Source organism: Pseudomonas frederiksbergensis, from assembly GCF_003732705.1.
Taxonomy (GTDB): Bacteria; Pseudomonadota; Gammaproteobacteria; order Pseudomonadales; family Pseudomonadaceae; genus Aquipseudomonas; species Aquipseudomonas frederiksbergensis_F.
Window position 1 is genome coordinate 267,047 of sequence record NZ_MOBR01000008.1, and the last position, 25,018, is coordinate 292,064.

Genomic DNA, 25,018 nt, shown 5'->3' on the forward strand with positions numbered 1-25,018 from the left:
TTATTTTTCATAGAAATACAACCACGCAGTACCTGACTTGGCGCCATCTAACAATTTCATTGCGTCACTTGAATACTTTTCGGCAAGCGGGCCGGATCCGTTGTACGACGCGATAACCTTTTTCAGCAGTTCTGGCGTCAATGTCCCAGAGTGACAGCGGGTTCCTGTCGCTCGGTCGATAAGCTCACGCAGATGACCTGCGGCATAGTAGAGATCCGCTTTCCAGTCATCACCGGGAATCCGTGTGTCCTGGTTCCAGCCAAAAATCCGATATTGTACGTCCTCGGGCAATGGCTTTTTGCAGTAGTAATTCTCCGTATATTTCACGGAGTTCTGCAATGTAGCCCTACTCATATTGGCGAAACCGCTGGATCCGCCAGCCAACTTATCTGGAACGACATCAAAAGCAATATTATCGACAATTGCCAGAAGCGTAGTGACTGATCGCTCACCAAACTGCATAGTCTGAAGGAACTTACTTCCTTTCGGTCCGTTTTCCTGTTGCAAAATAACTGCTAGCAAAACATGAGGAATACCATAATACTCGGCAGCTTGCTTTATCCAGACACGTATCTCGGAATCAGAAAAACTTGCCTTAAGCAACTCCTTTGTTTTAGGCACGTACCACATTATTTGCAAAGGAGACGGCAACTCGCCAGAGTAACTTGGAATGCTGTCATATCCGACCAGCGTCGTAACTTCTTTCCCATTACAACGACAAATTTTTAACTCTACAGGCGCAACCTCAGAGGTCTTAGTGCTGGAAGCACCGCCAGCAGGTACATATTCCTGTCCATCTTTATTGATCTTTTCAGGCTCAGCCATGAACTACTACTCCCTTAGCTCTCAATAAAGACTTCGATTTTTTCGGAGCTTTTATGCGCTGCGACTCGATGCGTCAGCCCCAACTCATTAGTGATTCCACTTTCGAGCGAACCATCCTGGCGTCGAATCAGATATCTGGTATCCGCCAACGGATTACCCAACCCATTCTTCAATTGGAATTGAGCATCGAATCCCGGTATCACCAACGGAATGGGCGCCACAAACGGCACCGCCGAATGCGAATTCCCGATAATCACCGTCCCGGACCCGGCAACAACCTTGTTGCCGTGCGTCCCCACGGAATCCACAGTCGCCGCCGCTTTTCCATTAATCAAAACCGTCGTCGCCAACCCGCCGACCATCGCGCCACCACACGCCGAGGCATCGCCTTGGCGGGCGGCCGGGAGGCCGTCGAAGAATACGTCGCCGGAACCGGCGGCGATCGGGTTGGTGGCGTGGCCGGGGAGCGGGCAAGCGGTGGGGTCGGTGACGCGTGCTGCGGGTTTGCCGGACATACGAATCTCCTTTAAGTGACCTTCACTTGACCGCTGCCATCCAGGCGCGCGGCGAAACTGACCTGACGCTTGAAACCATCAACTTCCAGCAGGCCTTCGATGCTGAAGGACAGGCGAAGCTGATCGTTGTCACGCGGCAGGGAAATGACATGCACGTTGCTCAGGCGCGGCTCGTAGGCTTCGATGAAATTTTCGATGGCCAGACGGGCCTGACTCAGGGAGTCGTGCAGGCTCAGACGCATGTCATTGAGATCGGGTAGCCCGTAATCGGACAGCGTTTGCACGCTGCCCGCACGGGTGCTGAGCATCTTGGCCAGATGGGCAGCCACGGACGCCATGGCGGAGACCTCGCGGCTCCAGCCGACGCGTTTGTCCGCGTCGCCACCCAGGCGTTCGAAAAGGCTGCCGTATCCAGTCATGAGTTAGCTCCGCTTACTCTTTGTCCAGCTTGCCAACCAGCGACAGGGTGAAATCGGCACCCATGTACTTGAAGTGCGGACGCACGTTCAGGCTGACGCGGTACCAGCCAGGCTCGCCTTCAACATCGCTGACGATGATCTGGGCAGCGCGCAGTGGACGACGGCCACGAACTTCGGCGCTTGGGTTTTCCTGGTCGGCCACGTACTGGCGGATCCACTTGTTGAGTTCCAGCTCGAGGTCGGTACGTTCTTTCCACGAACCGAGTTGCTCGCGCTGCAGCACTTTCAAGTAGTGAGCCAGGCGGTTGACGATCATCATGTACGGCAGTTGGGTGCCGAGCTTGTAGTTCAGTTCTGCAGCCTTGCCTTCTGCGCTGATGCCGAAGAACTTCGGCTTCTGCACCGAGCTGGCGGAGAAGAACGCCGCGTTGTCGGAGCCTTTGCGCATGGTCAGGGAAATGAAGCCTTCCTCGGCCAATTCGTATTCACGACGGTCGCTAACCAATACTTCCGTAGGAATCTTGGTTTCGATTTCGCCCATGCTTTCGAAGTGGTGCAACGGCAGGTCTTCAACCGCGCCACCGCTCTGCGGGCCGATGATGTTCGGGCACCAGCGGAACTTGGCGAAACTGTCGGTCAGCTTGGTGCCGAACGCGTAGGCGGTGTTGCCCCACAGGTAGTGCTCGTGGCTGTTGGCGACGGTTTCTTTGTACACGAACGATTTGACCGGGTTTTCTTCCGGGTCGTACGGGTTGCGCAGCAGGAAACGCGGCACGGTCAGGCCAACGTAACGGGAGTCTTCCGACTCACGGAAGCTCTGCCATTTGGCGAATTGCGGGCCTTCGAAGTGATCTTTCAGATCCTTGAGGTCCGGCAGGCCGGTGAAGCTTTCCAGGCCGAAGAATTTCGGGCCGGCGGCAGCGATGAACGGCGCGTGGGACATGCAGGCTACGCTGGACACGTACTGCATCAACTTCACGTCCGGCGAGCTTGGGGACATGTAGTAGTTAGCGATGATCGCGCCGACTGGCTGACCACCGAACTGACCGTATTCAGCGGTGTAGATGTGCTTGTACAGGCCCGACTGCATCACTTCTGGCGAATCTTCGAAATCGTCCAGCAGGTCGTCTTTGGAGACGTTGAGGATTTCAATCTTGATGTTTTCGCGGAAGTTGGTGCGATCGACCAGCAACTGCAGGCCACGCCACGAGGATTCCAGAGACTGGAAGTCCGGGTGGTGCAGGATTTCGTCCATCTGGCGGCTGAGCTTGGCATCGATCTCGGCGATCATGCGGTCGACCATGGCCTTCTTGACTGGCTCACCGTTGTTCTGCGGCTTGAGCAGCTCTTCGATGAACGCCGACACGCCGCGCTTGGCGATGTCGTAGGCTTCGTCGTCCGGCGTCAGGCGGGTTTCGGCGATGATGCTGTCGAGAATGCTGTACTCGCCATTCTCTTTGCTCTTTTGCTGTGCTGCGCTAGTGCTCATTGTGTTGGCTTCCTTGGCTGATAGAGACTCAGGCGTCCTGGGCTGCGGCGTTCAAGCCCAGCTCACCCAGTACGCGACCGCGGGATTCGTCGTCGGCGAGAACGCCTTCGATGGCTTTGCGGAACGCAGGCGCGTTACCCAGCGGACCTTTGAGGGCCACCAGCGCGTCGCGCAGTTCCATCAGTTTCTTCAGCTCAGGCACTTGCTCAACCAGCGAGGCCGGGTTGAAGTCCTTCATCGAGTTGACGCGCAGTTGCACGCCCAGCTCTTCAGTGCTGCCTTCTTCCTGAAGACGGTTCGGCACGTTCAACGTCAGGCTCAGCTCTTGCTTGGCCAACACTTCGTCGAACGTCATTTTGTCGATGCTGATCGGCTTGCGATCTTCGACTTTGCGCTCGTCCTTGCGGTGGGTGTAGTCACCGATTGCCAGTAGTTTCAGCGGCAGTTCGATCTCTTCATTAGCACCGCCGGTGGCGGGTTTGAAGGTGACGTTAATGCGTTCCTTGGGGGCTACCGAGCCTTCTTTGGCCATGGCTTTTCTCCTTGCGGTTGTGGCCCTGGGGCCTATTCGAGTACCACTTCGAGATCGAGGTGGCACAGCCTGCGATAAATCTCTTCCTTGCGTTCACGCACTGCATGGTTCTGCGGTAACAACTCGCAGCAGCTATGCAGCAAATGCAGCACTTCCAGCGCAAGATCGGGCTCCCAGGCGTTCAGGCCTGAGTCCTGTAATGTTTGGTCAAGGGTTTCGAGTTGGGTCCTGGCCAGTTCGTACTTTTTGGCCATGAAGCACAGCCGTGCCAGGGCGAACTGCCAGAAAAACCGCGCCCGCCCGCCTTGGGCGGCTTGCAGGCCCTGCTTGAGTATTTGCACGGCGGCCTTGAGGCCGTCCTTGCGCAAAATCGGCAGGACTTCTTCCAGGGCCACTTCCCAGGCCGGCTGGTTGTCAGCGACTTCGACCTTGCGCGGCGCACTGGCGCTTTGCAGGTGCGGCATGACGTGGGCACTGACCCAGGCGCGAGTGGCCGGATCAGCAAATGGCGCGCCGTCATGGAAGCGTAATTCGATGATGCCGGGCAGGCGCTGAATCAAAAGCGCGAAGTGGATTTCCACTTCGCGCATTGCCATCTCGGCGTTCAGCCCCTGAAGGCATTCCCAGACCATTCGTTGGCCATCGAACCAGAACGGCGCCTTCGCCAGGCTCGCCTCCAGTTCCACCAGCAGGTCGGCGTATTTGGCCTGGTCGTAACGATCCTGATAGGCCTTGAGCTTGTCCGCCGGCAGGCCACGCAACATGGTGATCTGCTCGGCGTTACGCTCGGGCACCGCGTCGATGGGCAACCACAGCAGCGTGCGATTGAGGCGCAGGGCGCGCAGGTCGGTGGCTTTCTGCTTGAGCCACCAGGCGCACAGCGGACGAGCGTTTTCCTGCTGAGCGCGCAGGGCCTTGTGGGCTTCTTTTTCGTTGTCGATCGGTGCGCCGGGGGTGAACAGCTGGGTCGCGGCCTGCTTGACCTGGGCGACGGCGGCGCCCACCACGCCAGGTTCTGGCTGGTTGTCGGCGGCGCGCTGCACCATGTTTTTCAGGCGTCGGGAGATCGGCAGCAGCAATGGCGCGTCGTCGCCCAAGTGCTCGGTGCACGCGGCATCGAGACCTTCAAGGTGCTCCACCATCCGGCGGAACATCGGCAACTGCTCTTTGATTGCGACTTTTTCGGTCAGCACTTGCTCAAGACGCGGCACCAACCAGCTGATGGCAGCGGCGCGGGTACGCGCCTTGTTCGGGTGAACTTCTGCCCAGTGGTTTTCCGACAAATGGTGCAGCAAACCGAGGCCCGCCAGCAGCCCCTGGAAGGATTCACGCTGGTACAAAGCCCAGGTGAGCCAGGCGCCGACCCGCAAATCCTTGGACTGGGTACGTAGCAGGTTTTCGCTGTTTTCGCGGATTTTCAGCCAGTCGATCTGCCCGGCTTCGTGCATCGACTGGGCTTTGGCCAGCTCGCTTTCCAGCGCCTCATATTCGCTCGAAAAGCGAACATCCTCGCCCGCGAAATTCTCTTTGGAAACAGAGGCTTTTGCGAGTTCAAGGTAATGGGCGGAAAGTTTGCTTGAGTAGGACATCCATGGCCTTTATTTAGGATTACGGTCACACGCCAATTGGAGTTTCAACGGCGGCGGACAGTATCAAAGAGCTGCGATGGTTCTCATCCAATTGAGTTCGTGCTCTTGCAAGTGGGCGCATCGTAATCACTATGATGGCCACTAGCAAGCATCTGATTAAACAACAAGACGAAGTGTTCTCTGTTTCACGTAGGAGATATCCCTATATCTCTCGGGGACTCCCCTGATGTCAGTTTAATATTTCAACTGCCAGGCCACCGTCCCGCAACCGTTGATCCAGAGCTATTTCTTCAATCCCCAGCAACCATTGACGATTCGGTCTGTGGGGTGGGCGCAAAGCATGACAAGAATAAAAAATGATAAATGTAGGAAATGTCTGAAAGGTTGCACACATCTATGAACAAAACGACGAGAGACAACAGCCAACTTAAAAAGTGCCATCGCAATGATGGCACTTTTATATAGCGGTGAATTCCGCAACGACGCCGAGGACAACTCCGGCAGTTCACTCTGTTTCCAGAGTGTATTAATCAGTCCACCACACGCACTTCATATAAACAGAAGGCAATGCCCAAAAAAAATGGGCCTGCGACTTAATCGGCAGGCCCATTTTTCAATACGGTTCTCCCCGTTATTCAGGGAGTTCGCCGCAATTATGGATTAACGCTGTCTTTCAACGACTTGCCTGGCTTGAAGGCGACGGTGTTGCTGGCCTTGATTTTCACAGGCTCACCGGTTTGCGGGTTTTTGCCGGTGCGGGCACCGCGGTGACGTTGCAGGAAGGTACCGAAGCCCACCAGCGTGACGCTGTCCTTGCGGTGCAGAGCGCCGGTGATTTCTTCGAGAACCGCGTTGAGAACGCGGTTGGCCTGCTCTTTGGTGAGGTCTGCTTTTTCAGCAATTGCAGCGGCGAGTTCTGGTTTACGCATTAGTGAAGCCCCTTTGACGGTTTTTTGTTGTTATGTCCGTGCTGTTCTCGTTGGAACAGCGCCCAAGGCGCCGCAGGTGCTCTACTCTGCGGCAGACGGGAGTGAGAATGGCACGCACGGAAGAGCCGCGCCAGTCTCGGCGCGACGTTTGTAGGGGCAAAAGCGGGGTGATTCCGACAGAACGACCGGTATTTACGCCAGCAGGGCCGGAAGCTCTTTGTTCAAAGCGAGTTTTTCCATCACGGCCGCGCCTGTCAGGGCATAACCGAGCAATTTGCCCGAGCCATCGCGGCACAGCGCCTTGATGTCGGCGCCCTGCCCTTCGACCGTCCAGACGCCTTCGGCGCCCCGTGGCGGCGGTGAAACCACCAATGGGCAGACCGGAGTTTTCACGGTGATCGGCATCGGGCCGTAACTCACCGCTGTAGGATTTCCCGCCAGGGTTTGTGCCAGCGCTCTCGCACAACTCATCAGGGGCATCACGTACAACAAATTCAGCCCATCGACCTCGGCGCAGTCACCCAGGGCGTAGATATTGGCGTGGGAAGTCTTCAGGTGACGATCAACCACGACGCCGCGATTGACTTGAACCCCCGCAGCCGCCGCCAAATCGATGCGCGGGCGCAGGCCAATGGCCGAGACCACCACATCGCACGGGATGACTTGGCCGTCGGACAGGTGCGCTTCCAGCCCATCTGCCACCCGTTGCAGGCGATTGAGCACCGGCCCGAGGTGAAAGCGTGCACCGAGGCTTTCCAGCCCGGCCTGGACCGCAGCGGCCGCCGCCGGGTGCAGCAAGGTCGGCATGACTTGTTCGCACGGCGCCACCAGTTGCACTTCGTAACCGCCGAGGATCAAGTCGTTGGCGAATTCGCAGCCAATCAGGCCCGCACCCAGCAGCAGCACCCGGCGCTTGCCGGCCGCCGCCGCGCGAAAGCGTGCGTAATCTTCCAGATCATTGATCGGGAACACCGCGTCAGCGCCGTCGCCTTCGATCGGCACCCGCACGGTTTCCGCGCCCCAGGCCAGGATCAGGTCGCGATAGATCACCGCTTCCTCGCCGATCCACAGGCGTTTGTGGCCCGGGTCGATGCCGCTGATGCGAGTGTGAGTACGCACTTCGGCCTTCAACTGCTCGGCCATGGCGCCGGGCTCGGCCATGCTCAGGCCGTCGGCGTCCTTGTTTTTGCCGAAACCGGTGGAGAGCATCGGCTTGGAGTAAGAACGCCCGTCATCGGCGGTAATCAGCAGCAGCGGGGTTTCGCCATCGAGCTTGCGAAACTCCCGGGCCAGGTTGTAGCCAGCCAGGCCGGTGCCGACGATCACGACAGGTGCGTTCATGCCTTACTCCTCTGAAAGTTGTTTATGCAGCGATTTCAATCATTTCGAAATCTGCCTTGCCTACGCCGCAGTCCGGGCACAGCCAGTCTTCCGGCACGTCCTGCCACAGGGTGCCTGCTGCAATGCCGTCATCCGGCCAGCCTTCGGCTTCGTTATAAATCAGGCCGCAGACCACACATTGCCACTTTTTCATCGGGTTACTTCCTCAGTATTCAGGTGTTTGCCGGCGCGAACGGTCGATGGGTGAAGCGTTGCCGTCCGGCTCAGGGCGTTTTGTACTGATCGAACCCGGCAGATGCAAGCCTGTTCGATGCGCGGGAGGCTCGCTCAATCAAAATCGCTGAGCGCCATGGTAAGCTCGCCGCCTCATTTGCTGCCAATAATGACTCACTGTGCCGCACTCAAAATCCCCGTTCTGGCTCTCCCAAAGTCAACTCGCCCCCCTCCCCGACGCCTCTACCCTCGACTGGCTGTTCGACGAAGGCTCCCTGACTCGCCGCCTGATCCGTTTGTCGAATGACCGCTTCAGCGTCACGCCGTTGTTCGAAGGCTGGCAAGCGTTGCGCGCCGATGAATGTGCAGCGCTGGGCCTGACCGAAGGCAGCGAAGGCTGGGTGCGCGAGGTGTATCTGCGCGGCAATGGCCAAGCCTGGGTGTTCGCTCGCAGCGTTGCGGCGCGCAGCGCGTTGCAAGGTGATGGCCTGCACATGGACGAACTGGGCAGCCGCTCGTTGGGCGAGCTACTGTTTTGCGACCGGGCATTTCAGCGCCAGGCTATCGAGGTTTGCCACTACCCTCAGGAATGGTTGCCGCTGGAGTCGCGAACACCTGAACTGTGGGGTCGTCGCTCGCGTTTCGACCGTGGCGCCTTGAGCGTGCTGGTGGCTGAGATTTTCCTGCCGACCTTATGGCTCGCCACCCGCGCCCACCCGGAGAACTGCTGATGTACACCAGCCTGCTCAAGTCCCTGAATCGCTTGAATCCCCGAGCCTGGGATTTCATTCAGCTGACCCGCATGGACAAGCCGATCGGCATTTACCTGCTGCTGTGGCCGACCCTTTGGGCGCTGTGGATTGCCGGCAAGGGTTCGCCTTCATTGGCCAATGTCGTGATTTTCGTCCTCGGCGTGGTGCTGACCCGCGCCGGTGGGTGCGTGATCAATGACTGGGCGGACCGCAAGGTCGACGGCCATGTGAAACGCACCGAGCAGCGGCCTCTGGTGAGCGGCAAGATCAGTTCCAAGGAAGCGCTGGTGTTCTTCGCGGTGCTGATGGGCGTGAGTTTTCTGCTGGTGCTGTGTACGAACGCGCCGACCGTCTGGCTATCGCTGGGTGGTTTGGCGCTGGCACTCAGTTATCCGTTCATGAAGCGCTACACCTATTACCCGCAGGTGGTGCTGGGCGCGGCGTTTTCCTGGGGGATGCCGATGGCGTTCACCGCCGAGACCGGTTCGTTACCGGCCGAGGCCTGGTTGTTGTGGATTGCCAACTTACTGTGGACGGTGGGTTACGACACGTATTACGCGATGACCGACCGCGACGATGACTTGAAGATCGGGGTCAAATCCACGGCGATTCTGTTTGGCGACGCCGACCGGGTGATCATCCTGACCCTGCAAGGGTTGGCCCTGGGTTGCCTGTTGCTGGCCGGGTCGAAATTCCAGCTCGGCGGCTGGTTCCACCTTGGGCTGCTGGCGGCGGCGGGCTGCTTTGCCTGGGAGTTCTGGTACACCCGCGGCAAGGACCGGATGCGTTGTTTCAAGGCGTTCCTGCACAACCACTGGGCCGGGTTGGCGATTTTTGTCGGGATTGTGTTGGATTACGCACTGCGTTAAGCCACAAAACCTGTGGGAGCGGGCTTGCTCGCGAAGGCGAAGTGTCAGTCGACATCATTTTGACTGACACCCCGCCGGTTCAAATCAATGCATAGGGATCAATGCTTCGGCATGTGCCACATATCTTTGAAGCCTTCGCCCTTCATGTCTCCAGGCTTTTCATCCTTCATGAAGGTGTACAGCGGCTTACCGTCGTAGGCCCACTGCATCATGCCGTCATCGCGCTTGATGGGCGTGAACTTACCCTCGGCCTTGGCACCTGCCGGAGCCATCATTGGCGGCCAGTTCTTGGCACAGTCAGCGTTACACATGGACTTGCCGCCCGTGTCCTTGTCGAAGGTGTAAACCGTCATGCCCTTATGGTCGGTCATCACCCCATCTTTCATCATCACCGGATCTGCGGCGAACGCCATCGACGGCAAAGCCAGGGCAGCGGCCAACATCAGAGCCTTAAAGGAGAACGTGTATTGAGTCATGGAAACCTTCTCTTGTGGTTGTCAGGATTCGGAATTAGAGCTTAGCCCAGGTTCATGACAATCGCCGCTCGACTAAAATACTGTCACACGACTGCAATAATTCCGTTATCTAATGCGGCGCAAGACAGTTAAATGACAAGAGGATTAAAGGCATGGTTGGCAGGAGCATTCTGATCGTCGACGACGAAGCGCCCATTCGCGAAATGATCGCCGTTGCGTTGGAAATGGCCGGCTATGACTGCCTGGAGGCGGAGAACTCCCAGCAGGCCCATGCCATCATCGTCGACCGCAAGCCGGACCTGATCCTGCTGGACTGGATGCTGCCCGGCACTTCGGGCATCGAGTTGGCCCGGCGCCTGAAGCGCGATGAGCTGACCGGGGATATCCCGATTATCATGCTCACCGCCAAGGGCGAAGAGGACAACAAGATCCAGGGCCTGGAAGTCGGCGCCGACGACTACATCACCAAACCGTTCTCGCCGCGCGAGCTGGTCGCGCGCCTCAAAGCCGTGCTGCGCCGCGCCGGCCCGACCGATGGCGAAACCCCGATCGAAGTCGGCGGCTTGCTGCTGGACCCGATCAGCCACCGCGTGACCATCGACGGCAAGCCTGCCGAAATGGGCCCGACTGAATACCGTCTGCTGCAATTTTTCATGACCCACCAGGAACGCGCCTACACCCGTGGCCAGTTGCTGGATCAGGTCTGGGGCGGCAACGTGTATGTCGAAGAACGCACCGTCGACGTGCACATCCGGCGCCTGCGCAAAGCCCTCGGCGATGCCTACGAAAACCTGGTACAAACCGTGCGCGGCACTGGCTATCGCTTTTCGACCAAAGCATAAAACAGCTGCAAGTGTTGAGCTACAAGCGGCAAGGAACAGCCGAGCCGCTCTGACTTGAAGCTTGCAGCTTGAAACTTGAAGCTGCGTTAAGGACGCCCCGTGAATCAAAACTGGCATGGCACCCTGATTCGCCACATGCTGTTGCTGGTCACCGCCTGCCTGGTGATCGGTCTGATTTCCGGCTACTACGGCTGGAGCCTCGCCGCCGGCCTGGGTCTTTACCTGGCCTGGACCCTCAAGCAGCTTCTGCGCCTGCACGAATGGTTGCGCCTGCACAAACCCGATGAAGCACCACCCGATGGCTATGGCCTGTGGGGCGAGGTGTTCGACAGCATCTACCACCTGCAACGCCGCGACCAACGGGTACGCGGACGCCTGCAAGCGGTGATCGACCGGGTCCAGGAATCCACCGCCGCGCTCAAAGACGCGGTGATCATGCTCGACAGCGACGGCAACCTGGAATGGTGGAACCGCGCTGCCGAAACCCTGCTCGGCCTCAAGACCCCGCAAGACAGCGGCCAACCGGTGACCAACCTGGTGCGCCATCCGCGCTTCAAGGAGTACTTCGAGCAGGACAGTTACGCCGAACCGCTGGAAATCCCTTCGCCGATCAATGATCGCCTGCGCATCCAGCTGTACATCACCCGTTACGGCAACAACGAACACTTGATGCTGGTGCGCGATGTGACGCGTATCCATCAGTTGGAGCAGATGCGCAAAGACTTCATCGCCAACGTCTCCCATGAACTGCGCACACCGCTGACCGTGATCTGCGGTTACCTGGAAACCCTGCTCGACAACGTCGAGGACGTGAACCCGCGCTGGACCCGTGCCTTGCAGCAGATGCAGCAACAAGGCGGACGCATGCAGACCCTGCTCAACGACTTGCTGCTGTTGGCCAAACTGGAAGCCACCGATTACCCGTCGGACAACCAGCCGGTGGTGATCGATGGCTTGCTGAAATCGATCAAGAGCGATGCTCAGCAATTGTCCGCGCAAAAGAATCAGAAGATCACCCTGGAGGCCGACTCGACGATTCTGCTCAAGGGCAGCGAAGCCGAATTGCGCAGCGCGTTTTCCAATCTGGTGTTCAACGCCGTGAAATACACCCCGGCCGAAGGCAATATCCGCATTCGCTGGTGGGGTGATGATCAAGGCGCGCACTTGAGCGTGCAGGACTCCGGGATCGGCATCGACAGCAAACACCTGCCGCGCCTGACCGAACGTTTCTACCGCGTCGATTCCAGCCGCAACTCCAACACTGGCGGCACCGGACTGGGCCTGGCGATCGTCAAACACGTGCTGCTGCGCCACCGCGCGCGGATGGAAATCAGCAGTGTGCCGGGGCATGGCAGCACCTTCACCTGCCATTTCGCGCCGGCCCAAGTGAGCAAAACCCGCGCGATCAGTGCCGCCGACTGATACCGGCCAGCACTCGCCACTAGGCAATCGAACAGTCAGCCGCTACATTGGCTGACTTGTGCCTGCCCTTCAGGCACTGCATTTCCCCCTTTTTTGAATACACGGAATCCGCAAAACTCCATCATGGACCCATCCCCTGGCTTGACCCTCGCGACACTCTTCGCCGATTTCGGCATGATTCTTTTTGCTCTGATCCTGGTTTTGCTCAACGGATTTTTCGTTGCGGCCGAATTTGCCATGGTCAAGCTGCGCTCGACCCGGGTCGAGGCCATCGCTGAAAAAAACGGCTGGCGCGGACACATCCTGCGCACCGTGCACAGTCAGCTAGATGCTTATCTCTCGGCGTGTCAGTTGGGTATCACCCTCGCCTCCCTCGGTTTGGGCTGGGTCGGTGAACCGGCGTTCGCGCACATCCTCGAACCGATTCTTGAAGCCGTCGGCGTGCAGTCGGCCGAAGTGATCAAAGGCGTGTCGTTCTTCGCCGCGTTCTTCGTCATTTCGTACCTGCACATCGTGGTCGGTGAACTGGCGCCCAAGTCGTGGGCCATTCGCAAACCCGAATTGCTGTCGCTCTGGACCGCCGTGCCGCTGTACCTGTTCTATTGGGCGATGTACCCGGCGATTTACTTGCTCAACGCCAGCGCCAACACGATCCTGCGCATCGCCGGCCAGGGCGAACCCGGCCCGCATCACGAGCACCATTACAGCCGTGAAGAACTGAAACTGATCCTGCACTCCAGCCGTGGCCAGGATCCGAGCGACCAAGGCATGCGTGTGTTGGCTTCGGCAGTGGAAATGGGCGAGCTGGAAGTGGTGGACTGGGCCAACTCCCGGGAAGACTTGGTGACACTGGAGTTCAACGCGCCGCTCAAGGAAATCCTTGCACTGTTCCGTCGTCACAAGTTCAGCCGTTACCCGGTGTACGACAGCGAACGCCAGGAGTTCGTCGGCCTGCTGCACATCAAGGACCTGCTGCTGGAGCTGGCGGCTCTGGACCACATTCCCGAGTCGTTCAACCTGGCCGAGTTGACCCGCCCGCTGGAGCGCATCTCGCGGCACATGCCGCTGTCGCAACTGCTGGAACAATTCCGCAAGGGCGGCTCGCACTTCGCCGTGGTCGAAGAAGCCGACGGCAACATCATCGGCTACCTGACCATGGAAGACGTGCTGGAAGTACTGGTAGGCGACATTCAGGACGAACACCGCAAGGCCGAGCGCGGGATCCTCGCGTATCAGCCGGGCAAGTTGCTGGTGCGCGGCGACACGCCGCTGTTCAAGGTTGAACGCCTGCTGGGCATCGACCTGGACCACATCGAAGCCGAAACCCTCGCCGGGCTGGTCTACGAAACCCTGAAACGGGTGCCGGAAGAGGAAGAAGTGCTGGAAGTCGAAGGCTTGCGGATCATCATCAAGAAGATGAAAGGGCCGAAGATCATATTGGCCAAGGTGTTGATGCTCGACTAAAGCCACACCCCTGTGGGAGCAAAGCTTGCTCGCGATGACGGCGGCACATACAACATCATCGCAACTGACATACCGCTATCGCGAGCAAGCTATGCTCCTACAGGGATTGCGCACCGTTCACTGTTTGCCCAACGCAAAATTGGGCAACGCGCCCACCGGTTGATTGAACTGGTACGGAATCGACACCAGCCCCAACCCGGTATTGCGCTGCACCACAAAGTGCAAATGCGGCCCGCTGCTGTTGCCGGTGTTGCCCGACAGCGCCAACGCACTGCCCACCCCCACCCGCTGCCCTTCGCGCACGCTCACCGAGCCTTGCTTGAGGTGCAGGTACACGCCCATGGTCCCGTCATCGTGCAATACCCGCACGAAATTGCCGGACGGATCATTGCCACGGCCGCTCTGGCCATTCTCAGTCTTCACCACCATCCCGGCCCGCGCCGCGATGATCGGCGTGCCTTCGGGCATGGCGATGTCCATGGCGTAGCGGTTCTTGGCGCCGAAGTGGCTGTATTGGCCATTGGCGCCCTGACTCAAGCGAAACGGACCACCGCGCCACGGGAAGGGATATCGATAGCTCTGCGCGGCCCCTGAAGGGTCGCCCATGGAGTATTGGAAGCTCGGGGTATACACCAGCGGCTTTCCGCCGGTAATCGCCGTGAGCAGCGCCAGGCGCGAGTTGCTGCGTGCCGGCAAGACCCGGCGGATCGGCTGGCTCGGCGCGCCCTTCACATTACTCAACCCGGCAAAACTCAACTCCACCTCCACCGGCGCATACAGGTCGTTGCGCACAAACACCACGTCCACGCCCTTCTGCTTCTTGATGTCCAGATACACCTGCCGCTCCAGGTGCTCGACCATCCGGTCCCGGAAAACGAACACCTTTGAGCCTTTCGTGGGTTGGTCGCTGTAGGAGACCACGCCATTGGCATCGGTAGATTTGTAAATGGTCATGGCCACAGCCGAGGTGGAGGCCATGAAAAGACCACAGAAAAACAGCAGGCGCGCGAGCATGGGCAAAGAGTCTGTCGAGTAAGGCCTGGGGAAGAGCCTAGCAGGTGCAATGGACCTGGGTAGTCGGCAGATGTTTCAAATGATCGTCCCCACGCTCCGCGTGGGAATGCAGCCCGGGACGCTCCGCGTTCCCTACGAAGCGGACGCGGAGCGTCCGGTGAGGCATTCCCACGCGGAGCGTGGGAACGATCTGATGTGCGGCGAATTTGATGGCCCCTTCGCGGGCAAGCCTCGCTTCTACGGGTTTAGTGTCGTGAACACCTATCCCGTAGGAGCGAGGCTTGCCCGCGAAGGCGGACTGTCAGGCGACGAAGATCACGCGCCCGGTACGAAATGCTTCTGCGCCGTACCACGAGCAATCAGGCGGGAGATGTAGTCGAGCTTCTGTGCGTCTTTATCGACGAAGCGGAAGGTCAGTTGCAGCCAGTCGCTGTCCGGTTTTTGCTCGTGGGCGACGATGGCGTGCAGGTAGCCGTTTAGGCGCGCGGTTTCGGCGTTGTCGCCCTGCTCCAGGTCGAGTACCGCGCTTTCGAGCACTTGCGGCAGGATGTCGGTGCGTTTCACCACCAGCAGCGCTTCCTTGAGGCTCAGGGCCTTGATCACGCAGGGTTGGGTGCCGCTCGACAGGCGCAATTGGCCCTGGCCGCGACCGCCAGTAGGCGCGGCCGAAGCAGCAGGCGCCTTGACTGGCGGGCTGTTGAGCAAGCCACGGGATGGCGCGGCCGCCGGCGCTGGCGCAACGGCGGCAGGTTTGGCAAATGGATTGACGGCGGGAGCTGCACCGACCACCTCAGCCTTGCCACCGGTCAGGGCGCTCAAGGAATCATTGCCGAACGCCGAGTTCATCTTGGTCGGCGCGCTGTTCATCAAGGTGTCGAGCTTGCCGACCTTGTTCAGCGCCTGCTTGACCTTGGTCAGCAGTTGCTCGTTGGTGAACGGCTTGCTGACGTAGCCGGAAACGCCAGCCTGGATCGCCTGGACGACGTTCTCTTTGTCGCCACGGCTGGTCACCATCACGAACGGCATGGTCTTGAGGTTGTCCTGCTCGCGGCACCAGGTCAGCAGTTCCAGGCCGGACATTTCCGGCATCTCCCAGTCACACAGCACCAGGTCGAACGCTTCACGCGCCAGAATCGACTGAGCCTTCTTGCCGTTGACCGCGTCTTCAATCCGGATACCCGGGAAGTAGTTGCGCAGGCACTTCTTCACCAGGTCACGAATGAACGACGCATCGTCCACGACCAACACACTGACCTTACTCATCCACAACCCCTTTAAAAAATCCTGGCAAGCATACCGCTTTGCTGATAGCACATTGCCAAAAACCTTCAGTCACGCCGGGACTTTTCGTTCGCGGGTGCTGCTTTCGAATTCAAAAACCACAAACAAAAACGCCCGGCCAAAAGGCCGGGCGCTTTTCTCAGGCAATCTTACTTATCGTCAGCTTTGCCCGGAACATTAGCGGTTTCGCCACTTGTGCCTTCAACTTCTTCTTTCATCCGCTTGAGGCCAAGGTGGCGCACATCGGTGCCGCGCACCAGGTAAATCACCAATTCTGAGATGTTGCGCGCGTGGTCGCCGATCCGTTCCAGGGAACGCAGCACCCAAATGATGCTCAAGACCCGCGAGATAGAGCGCGGGTCTTCCATCATGTAGGTCGCCAATTCACGCAAGGCCGTCTTGTACTCGCGGTCGATGATCTTGTCGTACTGCGCCACCGACAACGCCAGATCGGCGTCGAAACGGGCAAACGCGTCCAGAGCATCGCGAACCATGTTGCGCACCTGGTCACCGATGTGGCGCACCTCAACGTAACCGCGCGGCGCCTCGCCTTCTTCGCACAATTGGATGGCACGACGGGCAATCTTGGTCGCTTCATCGCCGATGCGTTCCAGGTCGATCACCGATTTGGAAATGCTGATGATCAACCGCAAGTCGGACGCCGCCGGCTGTCGACGGGCCAGAATGCGCAGGCATTCTTCGTCGATGTTGCGTTCCATCTGGTTGATCTGGTCGTCGATCTCGCGAACCTGCTGGGCCAGGCCGGAGTCGGCCTCGATCAGCGCGGTCACTGCGTCGTTGACCTGCTTCTCCACCAGCCCGCCCATGGCCAGGAGGTGGCTGCGCACTTCCTCAAGCTCGGCGTTGAACTGAGCGGAAATGTGGTGGGTAAGGCCTTCTTTAGAAATCATCTTGTTCGCTCCGCGAAAGTTGCAAGCTTCAAGCTGCAAGCTTCAAGCAGTTATGTATAAGTCCTGATATCGCACCGCTTCATTCTTGCCGCTTGCAGCTTGATGCTCGCGGCTGCCCTGCTAGCCATAGCGCCCCGTAATGTAATCTTCGGTCTGCTTCTTCGCCGGATTGGTGAACAGGGTGTCGGTGTCGCCGAATTCCACCAGTTTGCCCATGTACATGAACGCCGTGTAGTCGGAAACCCGCGCGGCCTGTTGCATGTTGTGGGTCACGATCACGATGGTGAATTTCGATTTCAGTTCGTAGATCAGCTCTTCGACTTTCAGCGTGGAAATCGGGTCGAGGGCCGAGCACGGTTCGTCGAGCAGCAGCACTTCCGGCTCCACGGCGATGGTGCGGGCGATCACCAGACGTTGCTGCTGGCCACCGGACAAGCCGAGTGCCGATTCATGCAGACGATCCTTGACCTCATCCCACAGCGCCGCGCCTTTCAACGCCCACTCGACGGCTTCGTCGAGGATGCGCTTCTTGTTGATGCCCTGGATGCGCAGGCCGTAAACCACGTTTTCATAGATGGTTTTCGGGAACGGGTTCGGCTTCTGGAACACCATGCCCACGCGACGACGCAGTTCGGCCACGTCTTCGCCCTTGCGGTAGATGTTGTTGCCGTAAAGGTTGATCGCGCCTTCAACGCGGCAACCGTCCACCAGGTCGTTCATGCGGTTGAAGGTACGCAGCAGCGTGGACTTGCCGCAGCCGGACGGGCCGATGAACGCGGTCACGCGCTGTTTCGGGATGTTCATGCTGACGTCGTACAGCGCTTGTTTTTCGCCGTAGAACAGGCTCAGGCCCGGCACTTCAATGGCCACGGTTTCCTGTTCGAGACTCAGGCTCTGTTTGTCGCGGCCCAGGGCTGACATGTTGATGCCGTGGGTATGTGTTTCGTGCTGCATGGGAGGCTCCCTGTGCTAACAAATTCGGTTCAGTGAGCCGCAGGCCGAGCCTGCGGTTACGCAATTCTTTGTAGGAGCATGGCTTGCCCGCGATGGCGTCCTTGAAATCGCCATCGCGAGCAAGCTGTGCTCCTACAGGGTCAGCATCAACTATCCAATGCCTTGTATTTTTCGCGCAGGTGGTTACGGATGTAGACCGCCGACAAGTTCAACGTGGCGATCACCAGCACCAGCAACAGCGCCGTGGCGTACACCAGCGGTCGGGCCGCTTCGACGTTCGGGCTCTGGAAGCCGACGTCATAAATATGGAAGCCCAAGTGCATGATCTTCTGGTCAAGGTGCAAGTAAGGGTAGTTGCCGTCCACCGGCAGCGACGGCGCCAGTTTCACCACACCTACCAGCATCAGCGGCGCCACTTCACCGGCGGCGCGGGCCACGGCGAGGATCATCCCGGTCATCATCGCCGGGCTGGCCATTGGCAGCACGATCTTCCACAGCGTTTCCGCCTTGGTCGCGCCGAGGGCCAACGAGCCTTCACGCACGGTGCGCGGAATCCGCGCCAGGCCTTCTTCGGTGGCCACGATCACCACCGGCACCGCCAGCAATGCCAGGGTCAACGAGGCCCAGAGCAGGCCCGGCGTACCGAAGGTCGGCGCCGGCAAGGCTTCGGGGAAGAAGATCCGGTCCAGAGAACCGCCGAGCACGTAGACGAAGAAGCCCAGGCCGAACACGCCGTAAACGATGGCCGGAACGCCCGCCAGGTTGTTCACGGCGATGCGGATAATCCGCGTCAGCGCGTTCTGCTTGGCGTATTCACGCAAGTACACCGCCGCCAGCACGCCAAACGGGGTCACGATCATCGCCATGATCAACGTCATCATCACGGTGCCGAAAATCGCCGGGAAGATCCCGCCTTCGGTGTTCGCTTCACGCGGGTCGTCGGACAGGAATTCCCAGACCTTGCCAAAGTAGAAGCCGATCTTGGTGAAGGTGCCCATGGCGTTCGGCTGGTAGGCATGAACCACTTTGCCGATTCCGATTTCGAGCTCTTTGCCGTTGGCGTCGCGAGCCGTCAGGCTGTCGCGGTTGAACTGGGCGTGCAGATCGCTCAGGCGTGCTTCGATGTCCTGATAACGGGCGTTCAACTCGGCCTTTTCTGCGTCCATGTCGGCTTGGGCGGTAGCGTCGAGTTTGCCGGCCAGTTCCAGCTTGCGACCGTGCAGGCGGATGCGTTCCAGACCGGCGTTGATCGCGCCGATATCGGATTTCTCCAGGGTCTTGAGCTGTGCCGCGAGTTTGTTGACGCGATCGACACGAGCCTGCAACTCCGGCCACGCGGCCTCGCCCTCGGCGATCACCTTGCCGTCCTGTTTGACGTTGACCAGGTAACCGTAGAAGTTGCCCCACTCACGACGCTCGATGGTCATCAGTTCTGGCGGGGTCTTCTGGTTAGTCAGCCACTCGCCGACGATCCAGGTGAAGTCGTTGCCGTTCAAGTCACGGTTGCCGACCTTGATCAGCTCGCGGGTCATGAACTCCGGGCCTTGATCAGGCACCGGCAGGCCAGCGCTTTTCAGGCGCTCGCGGGGCACTTCTTCTTTCTGTACCACTTCGCCGATCACCAGGTGATTGGCCTGGCCCGGTACGTCGTAGCTGGCGTGGATCAGGTCCGCCGGCCAAAAATGACCCAGACCGCGCACGGCAATCACTGCCAGCAAGCCAATGGTCATGATGACCGCGATGGACACCGCGCCACCGCTGATCCAGACGCCGGGGGCGCCGCTCTTGAACCATCCATTCAGGGAGTTCTGTTTCACAGACTTCTACCTTTCTTAAAGCGACGAGTATTTCTTGCGCAGACGCTGACGAATCAGCTCCGCGAGGGTGTTCATGACGAAGGTGAACAACAGCAGCACCAGCGCCGAGAGGAACAGCACGCGGTAGTGGCTGCCGCCGACTTCCGACTCCGGCATTTCCACCGCGACGTTGGCGGCCAGAGTGCGCAGGCCTTCGAACAGGTTCATTTCCATGACCGGGGTGTTACCGGTGGCCATCAGCACGATCATCGTTTCACCGACCGCGCGGCCCATGCCGATCATCAGCGCCGAGAAGATGCCCGGGCTGGCAGTGAGGATCACCACGCGGGTCATGGTCTGCCACGGCGTGGCACCGAGGGCCAGGGAACCGAGGGTCAGGCCGCGAGGCACGCTGAACACGGCGTCTTCGGCGATGGAGTAAATGTTCGGGATCACCGCGAAACCCATGGCCAGACCGACTACCAGGGCGTTGCGCTGGTCGTAGGTGATGCCCAGGTCGTGGGAGATCCACATGCGCATGTCGCCGCCGAAGAACCAGGTTTCCATGTACGGGCTCATGTACAGCGACAACCAACCCACGAACAGAATCACCGGGATCAGGATCGCGGCTTCCCAGCCGTCCGGTACTTTCAGGCGGATCGACTCAGGCAGACGGCTGAAGATGAAACCAGCCACCAGGATGCCAATCGGCAACAGCATCAGCAGGCTGAAGATGCCCGGCAAATGCCCTTCCACATACGGTGCGAGGAACAGGCCGGCGAAGAAACCGAGGATCACCGTCGGCATCGCTTCCATCAGCTCGATCACCGGTTTGACCTTGCGGCGCATGCCTGGGGCCATAAAGTACGCGGTGTAAATCGCTGCAGCGACCGCCAGTGGCGCGGCCAGCAGCATGGCGTAGAACGCGGCTTTCAGCGTACCGAAGGTCAGCGGCGACAGGCTCAGCTTGGGTTCGAAGTCGGTGTTGGCGGCGGTCGATTGCCAGACGTATTTAGGCTCGTCGTAGTTCTCGTACCAGACCTTGCTCCACAACGCGCTCCAGGACACTTCCGGGTGCGGGTTGTCGAGCAGCAACGGTTGAATCTTGCCGCCGGCTTCCACGATCACGCGGTTTGCCCGTGGCGACAGACCGAACAGGCCTTGGCCTTCGACCACTTGATCCACCAGCAAAGTGCGGTGAGCGGTGCTGTGGAACACGCCGAGCTTGCCGGAGGCGTCGAGGGCGATGAAGCCTTTGCGACGTTCTTCGGCAGTGATTTCAACGATTGGCGTGGTGCCCATCTGGAAGGTGCGGATCTGCTTCAGGCGCAGTTCGCCATCCGGGTCGCGAGCCATGAACCACTGGGCCAGGCCACCCTTGGAATCGCCGAGGATCAGCGAGATACCGCCCACCAGTTGAGTACTGGCGGTGATTTGCGCTTCGCCGTCTTCAAGCAGTTTGTAGCGCCCGTTGAGGCTCTTGTCGCGCAGGCTGAACACATCGGCCTGGGCACGCCCATTGATCACGTACAACCATTGCTGGCGCGGGTCGACGAAGATGTTCTTCACCGGCTCGGTCATTTGCGGCAGATCGATACGTTTCTGCTCATTGGTGACTTCGCCGGTCATCATGTTTTCTTCGCTGGTCAGCGAAAGCACATTGAGTTGCGAACCGGTGGAGCCGACCAGCATCAGCGTGGTGTCGGAAGCATTGAGGCTGACGTGCTCCAGGGCACCGCCCGCCTCGTTCAGCGCTATCGGGGCTTCGCCGTACGGGTAATCGATGGCAGGCGAAATGGTCTTCTTGTTGTCCGGGTAGCTGACTTTATAGGTGTGACGGAACACCAGCGCCTGGCCGTTGGACAGGCCCACGGCGACCAGCGGATGACCTGGCTGGTCTTCGCCGATGGAGGTCACGGTGGTGCCAGCCGGAATCGGCAAATCGACGCGCCGCAGTTCGGCGCCACTGTCGATGTCGAAGAACAGCGCCTGCCCCTTGTCGGAAACCCGCATGGCGACCTGGTTCTGTTCTTCCAGGGAAATCATCAGCGGCTTGCCGGCGTCCTGTATCCAGGCCGGGGTGATGGCGTCCTTGGCGGTCAGACTGGCACCCTGGAACAGCGGCGCGACGACGTAGGCAAGGAAGAAAAAGATCAGCGTGATCGCACCGAGGACGGCAAGGCCGCCGACGAGGACGTACCAGCGGGTCAGGCGATCTTTGAGCGCACGGATGCGGCGCTTGCGTTGCAGCTCAGGCGTATTGAAGTCAATTCGCTTGGGGGGATTGTTAGTCATGGTGGAATTGGCCAGATCATTCATGCGCACACCCTAGCGATCCTGTATGACAGAAAGATGACAATGCAGTGACGCAACAAATCCGCCGCCAGTAGGAACTGGCAGAGGACCGGAAATTTGGGGAGGCCCGGGGCACCTGTGTGGCGACCCTGGCCGTCGTAGGAGCAAAGCTTGCTCGCGATTGCGATCTGTCAGTCACATCCTTGTTGAGTGTGCCGACACCATCGCGGGCAAGCCTTGCTCCTACAGGTCCGGGGCGAGCCCCGGGCCTAGGGTGTTACTTTTTTGCGACTTCAGCGCCGCCTTCCGCCAGACCCAGGTCAGCCAGTGCTTTTGCAGCAACCTTGGCCGGCAGTGGGATGTAGCCGTCTTTCACTACAACTTCCTGGCCCTGTTTGGACAGAACCAGTTTCACGAACTCGGCTTCCAGCGGGGCCAGAGGCTTGTTCGGGGCTTTGTTGACGTAAACGTAGAGGAAACGCGACAGCGGGTATTTGCCGTTCAGTGCGTTTTCTTCGCTGTCTTCGATGAACTCGGTGCTGCCTTTCTTCGACAGAGCAACGGTTTTCACGCTAGCGGTTTTGTAGCCGATGCCCGAGTAACCGATGCCGTTCAGCGAGGAGCTGATCGACTGCACGACCGAAGCCGAGCCTGGTTGTTCGTTGACGTTTGGCTTGTAGTCGCCTTTGCACAGGGCTTCTTCTTTGAAGTAGCCGTAGGTGCCGGAAACCGAGTTACGGCCGAACAGTTGAACCGGCTTGTTGGCCAGGTCGCCGGTCACACCCAGGTCGCCCCAGGTTTTAACGTCGGTTTTAGCGCCGCACAGACGAGTCGAGGAGAAGATCGCGTCGACTTGTTCCATGGTCAGGTGCTGGATCGGGTTGTCTTTGTGCACGAAGACAGCCAGGGCGTCCACGGCAACCGGGATTGCGGTTGGCTTGTAGCCGTACTTCTGCTCGAAGGCAGCCAGTTCGGTGTCCTTCATTTTGCGGCTCATCGGGCCCAGGTTAGAGGTGCCTTCAGTCAACGCAGGTGGCGCAGTGGCGGAGCCAGCGGCCTGAATCTGGATGTTTACGTTCGGGTATTCTTTTTTGTAGTTCTCAGCCCACAGGGTCATGAGGTTGGCCAGGGTATCGGAGCCGACGCTGGACAGGTTGCCCGACACACCAGTGGTCTTGGTGTAGCTCGGGATCGACGGGTCAACAGCGGCGAACGCGTTGGCAGTCGCAACGCCAGCAGCGACAAAAGTCATTGCCGCCATCAAACGCTTCAGTTTCATGCCTTACTCCTAGCAGATAGGGTGTGTTAAGTCGGGGCCAAGTATCAGTAGGCCGTGTGAACACTCTATGGCTGAAATATGACAATTGGATGAAAGGCCACCATGTGGCGATAGATCGTTCCCACGCTCTGCGTGGGAATGCATCCAGGGACGCTCTGCGTCCCAATCAGAAGCGGACGCGGAGCGTCCATGGCGGCATTCCCACGCGGAGCGTGGGAACGATCGGTTGCTGGCTTAGCGTCCCTTCTTCCAAAGATAAGCACCCACCAATATTCCGACCCCACAAATAATCGCCACATAGTAGGCCGGCCCCATCGGGCTTTCCTTGAGCAGCAACGTCACGATCATCGGGGTCAAGCCGCCGAAGATCGCGTAGGCCAGGTTGTAGGAGAATGACAGGCCGCTAAAGCGCACCACCGCCGGGAAGGCTTTGACCATCACGTACGGCACGGCGCCGATGGTGCCGACCAGCAGGCCGGTCACGGCGTACATCGGGAACAGCCAGTCCGGGTGGTTGAACAGGCTGTGGTAGAAAGTCCAGGAACTGAGCAGCAGCAACGCGCTGCCGAACACGAACACCCGGCCGGCGCCGAAGCGGTCAGCCAGCGCACCGGACGCCACGCAACCCAGGCTCAGGAACACGATCGCCAGGCTGTTGGCCTGCAACGCGGTGGTCGGCGAGAAGTGGTAGACGGTTTGCAGAACGGTCGGGGTCATCAGGATGACGACGATGATGCCGGCGGACAGCAGCCAGGTCAGCAGCATGGAAATCAGGATCGCCCCGCGATGGTCACGCAACACCGCGCGCAGCGGCACTTCTTCGGCCAGGGCCTTGCGCAGTTGCAGCTCGGCAAACACCGGGGTTTCGTGCAGCCAGCGGCGCAGGTAGACCGAGAACAGGCCGAACACACCGCCGAGCAGGAACGGAATCCGCCAGGCGTAATCCGCCACTTCCACCGGGCTATAAATGCTGTTAATTGCCGTGGCCACCAACGAGCCCAGCAGGATACCCGCCGTCAGACCGCTGGTCAGGGTGCCGCAGGCGTAGCCGATGTGCCGCTGCGGTACGTGTTCGGAAACGAAGACCCAAGCGCCGGGCACTTCACCGCCAATCGCCGCGCCCTGGATCACCCGCATCAGCAGCAACAGGATCGGCGCCCACATGCCGATCTGCGCATACGTTGGCAGCAGGCCCATGATCAGGGTCGGCACGGCCATCATGAAAATGCTCAAGGTGAACATTTTCTTGCGCCCCAGCAGGTCACCGAAGTGCGCCATGACGATGCCGCCCAGGGGCCGCGCCAGGTAACCGGCGGCGAAAATGCCGAAGGTCTGCATCAGGCGCAGCCACTCGGGCATGTCCGCCGGGAAGAACAGCTTGCCGACCACCGTGGCGAAGAACACGAAGATGATGAAGTCGTAAAACTCCAGTGCGCCGCCCAAAGCGGACAGCGACAAGGTCTTGTAGTCATTGCGGGTCAATGGACGTGCGGATTGCGTCGGCTGCGCAGTGCTCGAGGGCGCTGTGGTCATGGCAAGGGCTTCTCTTATAGTCGGATCTGCAACCCCAACAACGCTGGCGGAGGCTTGGGCAGGTCCGGCACGATAACAAATTGTTCGAAAAAGCACATAGAGGTGCGTATTTGACGGTCGAAATGAGAACCGGACGGTCGTCTCGGAGTCTACCGACCGATATACTCGCGATCTTGCAACAGTTTGAAAGGGTTGCTGTGCGAAAACGCCTGCCGGGGTTCACAGGCGATTTCGCAGAGTTTCCCTTTAGGCGCCTTACGAAAAACGTGACGAACGTA

General features: G+C 59.3%; 23 protein-coding genes. 5 read left to right on the top strand and 18 right to left on the bottom strand.

Annotated features, from left to right (window positions below; all coding sequences use genetic code 11):
• From BK667_RS10385 to BK667_RS10425, 9 genes are all read right to left on the bottom strand, one after another.
• A complete protein-coding gene (locus tag BK667_RS10385) occupies positions 1–825 on the bottom strand; it encodes a hypothetical protein (RefSeq protein WP_259697991.1) in 825 nt (274 codons plus the stop codon).
• A 14-nt stretch (positions 826–839) separates the two neighbouring features.
• A complete protein-coding gene (locus BK667_RS10390) occupies positions 840–1,340 on the bottom strand; it encodes a PAAR domain-containing protein (protein WP_123597534.1) in 501 nt (166 codons plus the stop codon).
• Positions 1,341–1,351: 11 nt separating this feature from the next.
• Positions 1,352–1,759 carry a type VI secretion system baseplate subunit TssE gene (gene tssE / locus BK667_RS10395; RefSeq protein ID WP_123515700.1) on the bottom strand — a complete coding sequence of 136 codons (408 nt, stop codon included), beginning with the start codon at positions 1,757–1,759 and terminating at the stop codon, positions 1,352–1,354.
• A 13-nt stretch (positions 1,760–1,772) separates the two neighbouring features.
• Positions 1,773–3,248, bottom strand: coding sequence for a type VI secretion system contractile sheath large subunit (gene tssC, locus BK667_RS10400; protein ID WP_123515698.1), 1,476 nt, complete (start codon positions 3,246–3,248; stop codon positions 1,773–1,775).
• 28 nt (positions 3,249–3,276) lie between these two features.
• Complete coding sequence (tssB, locus tag BK667_RS10405; protein ID WP_123515696.1) at positions 3,277–3,780, bottom strand: type VI secretion system contractile sheath small subunit; 504 nt, start codon at positions 3,778–3,780, stop codon at positions 3,277–3,279.
• A 32-nt stretch (positions 3,781–3,812) separates the two neighbouring features.
• Positions 3,813–5,369, bottom strand: a complete 1,557-nt coding sequence (gene tssA, locus BK667_RS10410; RefSeq protein ID WP_123597535.1) for a type VI secretion system protein TssA — start codon at positions 5,367–5,369, stop codon at positions 3,813–3,815.
• 653 nt (positions 5,370–6,022) lie between these two features.
• Positions 6,023–6,298 carry an HU family DNA-binding protein gene (locus tag BK667_RS10415; protein WP_003213368.1) on the bottom strand — a complete coding sequence of 92 codons (276 nt, stop codon included), beginning with the start codon at positions 6,296–6,298 and terminating at the stop codon, positions 6,023–6,025.
• Between the two features lie 192 nt (positions 6,299–6,490).
• Positions 6,491–7,639: an NAD(P)/FAD-dependent oxidoreductase gene (locus BK667_RS10420; RefSeq protein WP_123515692.1), complete on the bottom strand. Its 1,149-nt coding sequence runs from the start codon at positions 7,637–7,639 to the stop codon at positions 6,491–6,493.
• A 22-nt stretch (positions 7,640–7,661) separates the two neighbouring features.
• The gene (locus BK667_RS10425) at positions 7,662–7,832 is read right to left on the bottom strand and encodes a rubredoxin (protein ID WP_123408650.1); all 171 of its coding nucleotides are present in this window, start codon (positions 7,830–7,832) and stop codon (positions 7,662–7,664) included.
• Positions 7,833–8,031: 199 nt separating this feature from the next.
• Here BK667_RS10425 and BK667_RS10430 point away from each other — a divergent pair, with 199 nt between their 5' ends.
• Together BK667_RS10430 and ubiA are read left to right on the top strand one after the other, a co-directional pair.
• Positions 8,032–8,583 (top strand): chorismate--pyruvate lyase family protein, encoded by a 552-nt coding sequence (locus BK667_RS10430; RefSeq protein WP_123597536.1) that lies wholly within the window; start codon positions 8,032–8,034, stop codon positions 8,581–8,583.
• On the top strand, positions 8,583–9,473 hold the full coding sequence (ubiA, locus tag BK667_RS10435; protein ID WP_123515688.1) for a 4-hydroxybenzoate octaprenyltransferase: 891 nt from the start codon (positions 8,583–8,585) through the stop codon (positions 9,471–9,473). Before BK667_RS10430 ends, ubiA begins: the two co-directional genes overlap by 1 nt.
• 98 nt (positions 9,474–9,571) lie before the next feature.
• On the opposite strand, the gene BK667_RS10440 is transcribed toward ubiA, so the two are convergent.
• A complete protein-coding gene (locus BK667_RS10440) occupies positions 9,572–9,949 on the bottom strand; it encodes a COG4315 family predicted lipoprotein (protein ID WP_123515686.1) in 378 nt (125 codons plus the stop codon).
• 152 nt (positions 9,950–10,101) lie between these two features.
• On the opposite strand from BK667_RS10440, the gene phoB reads away from it, so the two are divergent.
• The 3 genes from phoB to BK667_RS10455 all read left to right on the top strand — a co-directional run bounded on the left by phoB (position 10,102) and on the right by BK667_RS10455 (position 13,677).
• The gene (phoB, locus tag BK667_RS10445) at positions 10,102–10,791 is read left to right on the top strand and encodes a phosphate regulon transcriptional regulator PhoB (RefSeq protein WP_008150066.1); all 690 of its coding nucleotides are present in this window, start codon (positions 10,102–10,104) and stop codon (positions 10,789–10,791) included.
• A 135-nt stretch (positions 10,792–10,926) separates the two neighbouring features.
• The gene (gene phoR, locus BK667_RS10450) at positions 10,927–12,213 is read left to right on the top strand and encodes a phosphate regulon sensor histidine kinase PhoR (protein ID WP_259698005.1); all 1,287 of its coding nucleotides are present in this window, start codon (positions 10,927–10,929) and stop codon (positions 12,211–12,213) included.
• A gap of 123 nt (positions 12,214–12,336) precedes the next feature.
• Positions 12,337–13,677: a hemolysin family protein gene (locus BK667_RS10455; protein WP_054048336.1), complete on the top strand. Its 1,341-nt coding sequence runs from the start codon at positions 12,337–12,339 to the stop codon at positions 13,675–13,677.
• Positions 13,678–13,794: 117 nt separating this feature from the next.
• On the opposite strand, the gene BK667_RS10460 is transcribed toward BK667_RS10455, so the two are convergent.
• The 8 genes from BK667_RS10460 to BK667_RS10495 all read right to left on the bottom strand — a co-directional run bounded on the left by BK667_RS10460 (position 13,795) and on the right by BK667_RS10495 (position 24,740).
• Positions 13,795–14,691 (bottom strand): peptidoglycan DD-metalloendopeptidase family protein, encoded by an 897-nt coding sequence (locus tag BK667_RS10460; protein WP_123515682.1) that lies wholly within the window; start codon positions 14,689–14,691, stop codon positions 13,795–13,797.
• Between the two features lie 315 nt (positions 14,692–15,006).
• Entirely contained in the window at positions 15,007–15,954 is a 948-nt protein-coding gene (locus BK667_RS10465) for a response regulator (protein WP_123597537.1), read from the bottom strand.
• A 167-nt stretch (positions 15,955–16,121) separates the two neighbouring features.
• Positions 16,122–16,883 carry a phosphate signaling complex protein PhoU gene (phoU, locus tag BK667_RS10470; RefSeq protein ID WP_008150055.1) on the bottom strand — a complete coding sequence of 254 codons (762 nt, stop codon included), beginning with the start codon at positions 16,881–16,883 and terminating at the stop codon, positions 16,122–16,124.
• 120 nt (positions 16,884–17,003) lie between these two features.
• The gene (pstB, locus tag BK667_RS10475) at positions 17,004–17,837 is read right to left on the bottom strand and encodes a phosphate ABC transporter ATP-binding protein PstB (protein WP_027926300.1); all 834 of its coding nucleotides are present in this window, start codon (positions 17,835–17,837) and stop codon (positions 17,004–17,006) included.
• Positions 17,838–17,983: 146 nt separating this feature from the next.
• On the bottom strand, positions 17,984–19,654 hold the full coding sequence (pstA, locus tag BK667_RS10480) for a phosphate ABC transporter permease PstA (RefSeq protein WP_123515674.1): 1,671 nt from the start codon (positions 19,652–19,654) through the stop codon (positions 17,984–17,986).
• Positions 19,655–19,669: 15 nt separating this feature from the next.
• Complete coding sequence (locus BK667_RS10485) at positions 19,670–21,703, bottom strand: ABC transporter permease family protein (protein ID WP_185058203.1); 2,034 nt, start codon at positions 21,701–21,703, stop codon at positions 19,670–19,672.
• 502 nt (positions 21,704–22,205) lie between these two features.
• Positions 22,206–23,207: a phosphate ABC transporter substrate-binding protein PstS gene (locus BK667_RS10490; RefSeq protein ID WP_123515670.1), complete on the bottom strand. Its 1,002-nt coding sequence runs from the start codon at positions 23,205–23,207 to the stop codon at positions 22,206–22,208.
• Positions 23,208–23,441: 234 nt separating this feature from the next.
• Positions 23,442–24,740 carry an MFS transporter gene (locus BK667_RS10495; RefSeq protein ID WP_123597539.1) on the bottom strand — a complete coding sequence of 433 codons (1,299 nt, stop codon included), beginning with the start codon at positions 24,738–24,740 and terminating at the stop codon, positions 23,442–23,444.
• Positions 24,741–25,018: the final 278 nt, after the last annotated feature.